The sequence below is a fragment of the Synechococcus sp. R50.1 genome, from assembly GCF_047462115.1.
Classification (GTDB): domain Bacteria; phylum Cyanobacteriota; class Cyanobacteriia; order Thermostichales; family Thermostichaceae; genus Thermostichus.
This window is the reverse complement of the sequence record NZ_JANSIN010000076.1, coordinates 1-5,829: the sequence shown is the minus strand read 5'-3', so window position 1 is coordinate 5,829 and position 5,829 is coordinate 1. Positions and strand designations below refer to the sequence as shown.

Below are 5,829 nucleotides of genomic sequence, written 5' to 3'. Positions count from 1 at the left end.
GGTTGGAAACAAACAGAATGCTATCGCTGCATAGTTGAACAGTGATGTTCAGCAGTGTTCAGCGTAAATGTATCAGTCAATTAGGTCTCTGAAGCTATGGACGCCGCCGAAATTGCCGCCTTGAAAGAGCGCATCAAGCTAATCCGCGAACGCCGGCCAGCGGTAGCCAAGCTGTTGGAAAAGCCAGACTTGGGCAGCTTGCGCGTGGATGTCAACCAAGCGCTGGAGGAGATCGACGAGTTGCTCTACGAGTTCGAGCAGACTTTTGGCCCGGAAAGCTAGAGGGCTAGCTACCGACAAGCCGTTGCAACTGGGCCAGAACCTCAGCACTGTGGCGGCTGGGGTTCACGATTGGGTCGATTTCTCGCAAAATCCCCTCCGGGTCGATCAAGAACGTATTGCGCAGGGCAACATCGCCCATCCAGGATCCGTAGGCTCGACTGACCGTGCCGTCGGGATCCGACAGCAAAGGAAACTGTAGCCCCTCTGCCGAGCAAAAGCGCTTGTGGGAGTCCACCGAGTCGGCGCTCACGCCCACAACCTGTGCCCCCATGGCCCGGAACTTGGGCAAATCTTGCTGAAAGCGGCGGGCCTCAATCGTACAGCCGGAAGTGAAGTCGCGGGGGTAAAAATACAACACCACCCACTCCCCCCGAAAATCCGCCAGCCGCCGTATTTGCCCGGATTGATCCGGCAATGCGAACTCCGGCGCAGGAGAACCTATTGGCGGGAGAGGAGTAGTTCCCCACTGGGCCCAGGCAGGCTGAGTCATCCCAAAGCCCACAAGCAGGCCCACAACCAATCCCATGAAAACCCTGCCCAATTCCCTCACTGCCCCTCCGAGACCTCTCTAGAACCCATCTCTAGTTTACATAACTTTATATGAGTCCAGGAACTCGCCTCACTGCGCAGAAGCAAGCCAGCGGGGTGGGAAGCATCTCCACTCTGCCAGCTCAATGTTGCCGCTTTGCCAATTCCTTTGCCAATTCAAGGTAACCACTTGCAGAGCAAAAGCTGCGGAGGGATCCCTAGCCATCGCCAGAGTTGAGCGGTGCGTTCAATAGGGGTGTAGCGCAGTTGGGCGTACAGTTGCCGCGCGGGGAGATTGTCTTCCAACACGTGCAGGTGCAAACGGCGGTAGCCCCACCCTTGCACCACTTCTTCAGCACTGAGCAAAAGCAGACGGGCAATTCCTCGCCGCCGCCAGCCGGGCAGCACCGCCAAGTTGGAAAGGTAGGGATACTTCCCATGGGCGATGACCCGCAAAGAGATCTCGGCAGTGCCTACCACCTCGGATCCCACCGCAGCCGCCAGACAGCAATAGTAGGGATCCCTTGCGGCCAGCCTGAGGCGCAACTCTTCGCGAATGCCCAGCTTGCAAATCGGGTGGATCCAGCGTTGCAGGCCTGAGGGCGGATAAAAAACCTGCGCCAGAACTTCGGCCAAGGGATCCAGATCGCCCGGTGTAGCCGGGTAAACCACAGGGGAAGGCAACACAGGTTGAGATAGGGCAACCGCAAGCATTCTCCTTATTTTCCCAAACAACTTGCAAACAACAAAACAATAAGTGGTGACCCCCACGGGGAGCCACCACTGAACCGGTAGAACTTGGCCACAGGGAGGAAAACCACCCCTGCCGACGCGGACTAACCGCATCCAAGACTTAACTAAGACTTATTCAGTTGTCTTAACTTGTAGCTTTCCAATTTCCTTTCCAATTTCTAGGCCAGCGCCAGTGGCCGCTCCGACACCAGAATCCGACTCTGAGGTTTACGATGAGATCTCCAGATCGCTAAAATGGCAGGCTGAGCCGTTGATGCGATAGATATCATCCGTGATGGGCTGGTAACCCACTTCCACCAGATCGGACTTGGCAGGAGCAAATATGCGGATAATTGCTCTAGCAATCTTTGAGAGAAAGGTAAACATAGCAACCTCCTGAAAGTGAGAGTGAAACTATGAACTGAGAGAACCTCGAATTGCTAAAGCCCGCAGTCCTTGTCCCACTGAGCGCTGGTTCCGACTCGCAGAGCTTGCAGGTTGAGAGCACCTGAACCTGATCACCGATTTTCCCACCCTGACTCGCTCATGAATGGAGACTCAAAATAGCCGGCTGAGCCTGTTGATCTGGCAAAACCACTTTTATTCGAGGATTATTTGAGGAACACCTAGAGCGCTCTCTCACTTTCCCAGTGGCTTGTGCAGCAAGCCCAACTGCTATCTGCTTAACTCCCTTGTTCTGCTTCGAGGAAAACCTGTCGTAGGTACCAGGTGCTCTGCTGAGCGAGACAACCACTTCTCAGGAGAGTCTGCCGAAGCAACGGATCGGAAGCTTGGATCAAAGCGTTGACCGACAGAGAATTTTGGACTTGAATTTTGGATTTGATTCAATCGAGAAGCGGTGCCTCGCGTTTGGGATGGGGATGAGATATTATCCTCCTCGCCTGAATCACCACATCCATAATCTAACCTATAGCCGATCTCTCCACCAAGGGCGGCAACCATTCTTAACAGGCTGGATCATTCCTTTAACTTGGTCTTTTCATCTCTTTTTGGTTCAGGTCAATGAGGGATCCCAGCATTCTGGATTCGGATTCCTCAGCCTCTTTCCGTCACAGGACACCTGATTTTTTGGGGAAACAAGCTGGCTCGGCGCGAGCCTTGAGCTAAACAGAAATAAACGCAAAAAAACAACGACCAACCCCTGCTTCGGGCTTAATCGCCGGAAGGAACTCATTCCCTATCCTAGAAAACTCATTCCAGCTGTAGCTCGTTTTCCAGGTTAAGAGAATCTTGATTTCGGGGCCGAGAACGCAGGATCAGCAGGGAAAAGTAGGGGGGCTGGTAGTCGGCCAGTCCTTCCAGGGTGGGGAAGAGGGTTTGCTGGGGCCAGCCGGCCCAGACCACCAAGCTGGCTTGTTGCAGCCAACCTCTTTCGGCCAGCCACTGCCAAACCTGAGGGTAGACAGAGGCCACTTTCATGAGGACGACTACCTCAGCCCAGGCGCAAGCCTGCTCCAGTTCCGAGAGGGCAAACAGAGCCGGTAAAATCGCCAATTTCTCGGAGCCGAGCACCAAGGGGGATCCCAGGGCAGCAGCAGCAGCTAAGGGAGAGCACACCCCCGGTATGGCCTGGATGGGCAAGGCGGGGATCCGCTGCCGCAGGGCTTGGGCCACGTAGGCAAAGGTGCTGTAGAGGCCCACGTCTCCCTCACAGATAAAGGCAACATCTTCTCCCCTTTCTAGGAGTGGGGCCAGTTGCTGGGCAGCCACTCGCCAGGCAGCTTGCAGGACTTCCGACCGGGTGACAAACGGCAGATGAAGAGGCAGCAGGGTTTGTTCCGGTCGCAGCCAAGGGCGCACAATTTGGTAGGCCAAGCCCGGCTGGCCGGCAGCATTTTGGGGACAGGCCACCCAGTTGACCGTGCTGAGGATGCGGGCTGCTTTGACCGTTATCCAGTCGGGATCCCCTGCTCCAGCACTGATCCCCCAAAAGGTTCCCAGACCCATACTTATTACGTATCAGGCGGTCTCTGTACTGCCCGTACTTCCTTCCTTCAGGCGATCCAAGGCTTCCTGCAAGGAGTTGCGCAAAGATAGGAACTTCTCCAGGCGCACCAGTTTCACCGTTTGGGTAATGCGGGGGTTGCTCACCACCTGAAAGATACCTGCGCGGCCCTGCACCAGCTTGGCCAATTGCACCAGGGCGCCGACGCCAGAGCTGTCGATGAAGTCGATCCCTGTCAAATCCAGGATCAGGTTAGGGGATCCCTCTTCCAGGTATTTGGTGACCACCTTAACAAAGACCGGCTCGGAAAAGGCATCCAGAAGGCCAGTCAGGTGAAAGACCTGGCAGTTTTCCAGCGCCTCGCGGCTGCCGCGCAAGCTGACCGTCAGAGATAGGGGTTCCGGAATGGCTCTTCTCCTTTCAACCATCTCGACAGAAGGGAACACCTGAGAGAGGCCCCAGGGTGGGTTCAATCTCGGGTGTGGAGATAGCTTAGCATCCCCGTTCTCCGCGGGAGACGGTATTTTTCCGCGGGGTCTTCGGGGGAATTACGCCTGGGAGCAGGGATCTCTTCTTTCTGTTCCCTCGTGGCAAGCCAGGAGTCCTTGGGTAGGATGGGGGCAACTGTGCCGGCAAGGTCGGCCCGCAGTGCACGAATGGCTTTTGGGAGCCTGTCAGGTTTTTAAGGGGTAGGCGGTTGGGAGAGGATCACCAAGATCCAAAGATGCAGCAGCAACGATTCAACCTTTCCCCCATCACTCTAGCTGGGGTGGGTTTGGGCTTGACGGCTGCCGCCTTTGGTGCCGCCTGGGGAACAGGGATCTACCTTCAAGATCACGTGCTGCCGCAGGTGGAAGCAACCCTCTCGCAAGCGATGCGCCGGCGCGTGGAATTGGGGGAGGTGAGGTTTCTGGCCCCCTGGCAGGTGAGCTTGGGAGAAAGCCGCGTTGAACATCTGGCCAGTATCGGCTCCATCGACCTCAGCCCTGATTTCTGGACTTGGCTGCAGACGGGTCAGTGGGTGCTGAATGTTACCCTAAACCAGCCGCAACTGCTGCTGATGGAAACGCTGGATCGCGGCTGGGCGGATGTGCAGTTTCAACTGCCCGAAGGGGAGGGATCCCTGCCCTTGCATGGGCTGAACATCCGTTTGCGCCAGGGATCCCTGACGGCCATCCCTTTGGTGGGGGAGCGACGCCAGTTTGATCGGCTGCAGGGCCAGGTGCAGGTGTGGCTGACTCACAATGCCCCGCCAGGAGAGGAGGATCTTTTCGGGGGGCGGGCCAGTTTCCAGGCGACGGCACGGTTGCTCCCTCGGGAGGGGGAGGGGGGGTACCCCCTGCAGCTCAGGGGGGTGGCGGATTTTGCCCAGGCTTCCGGTTCGGTGACGCTTTCTGCGGCTCGTCTGCCTTTGGATCTCTTGCCCAGTGTGGTGCCGGCGGCCCCTTTTGCGGAGGTGCAGGGGGAAACTGGCTTGGATCTCCAGGTGCTCTGGCGGCGGGATCAACCGCTGGAGTTGACGGGGCAGGCCCAGGTTCAACAGGCTCGGCTAGATCTGGAGAGGTTGCCCCATCCTTTTGAAGAGGTGAAGGTTGAAGAGGTGAAGGGCTCCGTTCGCTTTACCTTGCAGGGGTTGGAGCTGGAGGGGGTGAGCGGTCGCTTTGGTCAGCTTTCCTTTGCCGAGCTAAAAGGCCCGGTGGTCTGGGAGCAAGGACAGGGGTTTGGTTTGCAGGCGGAAGTAGCGCCGGCCCGCCTGCAGCAGATCCAAGAGACGTTTGACGTGACTGGCCTGCCGGTGGCGGTGGAGGGGGTGGTGGGGGGATCCGTAACGGTCACCGGCCCCTTGGATCGGCCACAGATTCGGGGACAGTTGCGGGGGCTTTCGCCGGGGCGGGTGGATCGCCTGCCGGTGTCGGAGTATGCCTTTGGCTTCCACTTTGCGGATCAAACCTTGACTTTTGAGGCAATCGACCTAAGGGCGGCGGGGGGTCGCATTCAGGGATCCGGCCAATTGCAATGGGCTGCTGGCTTGGCGGGCCAGTTCCAACTGCAGGTGACGGGGATGGATGCGGAGCAGGTGCTGGCTTTCTACGGGGGAGACTTGCCGCGCCGGGGCGCTCTTCCTTGGGTGGGGCCGGTTTCCGCGCAAGTGCAGGTGACGCTGACGGGATCCCAACCGCGGGCGGAGGCCAGCTGGGAAAGTCTTGGGGGAGAGATTGCCGGAAGAGGGCAGCTGCAGGTTTTGCCGGAGGGTCGGGACTGGGTGGTGCAGGTGCCGCAGGCGGTGCTGGACGTGGGCGGAGGCCGGGTGGCGGTGGCGG

Annotated in this window: 5 protein-coding genes and 1 pseudogene; 2 read left to right on the top strand and 4 right to left on the bottom strand. The window is 58.0% G+C overall.

What is annotated here, in order from left to right; all coding sequences use genetic code 11:
- The first annotated feature begins 96 nt into the window (after window positions 1-96).
- Window positions 97-282 (top strand): hypothetical protein, encoded by a 186-nt coding sequence (locus NW870_RS12710; RefSeq protein WP_414344512.1) that lies wholly within the window; start codon window positions 97-99, stop codon window positions 280-282.
- A gap of 4 nt (window positions 283-286) precedes the next feature.
- Here NW870_RS12710 and NW870_RS12705 read toward each other — a convergent pair whose 3' ends face one another.
- The 4 genes from NW870_RS12705 to NW870_RS12690 all read right to left on the bottom strand — a co-directional run bounded on the left by NW870_RS12705 (window position 287) and on the right by NW870_RS12690 (window position 3,936).
- Window positions 287-808: a peroxiredoxin gene (locus NW870_RS12705; protein WP_414375604.1), complete on the bottom strand. Its 522-nt coding sequence runs from the start codon at window positions 806-808 to the stop codon at window positions 287-289.
- A 179-nt stretch (window positions 809-987) separates the two neighbouring features.
- Window positions 988-1,524: a GNAT family N-acetyltransferase gene (locus NW870_RS12700; protein WP_414375601.1), complete on the bottom strand. Its 537-nt coding sequence runs from the start codon at window positions 1,522-1,524 to the stop codon at window positions 988-990.
- A 1,230-nt stretch (window positions 1,525-2,754) separates the two neighbouring features.
- Window positions 2,755-3,510, bottom strand: coding sequence for a precorrin-2 C(20)-methyltransferase (locus NW870_RS12695; RefSeq protein ID WP_414375598.1), 756 nt, complete (start codon window positions 3,508-3,510; stop codon window positions 2,755-2,757).
- Between the two features lie 12 nt (window positions 3,511-3,522).
- Window positions 3,523-3,936: an STAS domain-containing protein gene (locus NW870_RS12690; protein ID WP_011433770.1), complete on the bottom strand. Its 414-nt coding sequence runs from the start codon at window positions 3,934-3,936 to the stop codon at window positions 3,523-3,525.
- Window positions 3,937-4,232: 296 nt separating this feature from the next.
- Here NW870_RS12690 and NW870_RS12685 point away from each other — a divergent pair.
- Window positions 4,233-5,829, top strand: a pseudogene (locus NW870_RS12685) (translocation/assembly module TamB); the annotation flags it as partial.

Coding starts and splice junctions, on each gene's coding strand:
- NW870_RS12710 (WP_414344512.1), top strand. CDS start 97: ATGGACGCCGCCGAAATTGCCGCCTTGAAAGAGCGCATCAAGCTAATC.
- NW870_RS12705 (WP_414375604.1), bottom strand. CDS start 808: ATGGGATTGGTTGTGGGCCTGCTTGTGGGCTTTGGGATGACTCAGCCT.
- NW870_RS12700 (WP_414375601.1), bottom strand. CDS start 1,524: ATGCTTGCGGTTGCCCTATCTCAACCTGTGTTGCCTTCCCCTGTGGTT.
- NW870_RS12695 (WP_414375598.1), bottom strand. CDS start 3,510: ATGGGTCTGGGAACCTTTTGGGGGATCAGTGCTGGAGCAGGGGATCCC.
- NW870_RS12690 (WP_011433770.1), bottom strand. CDS start 3,936: ATGGTTGAAAGGAGAAGAGCCATTCCGGAACCCCTATCTCTGACGGTC.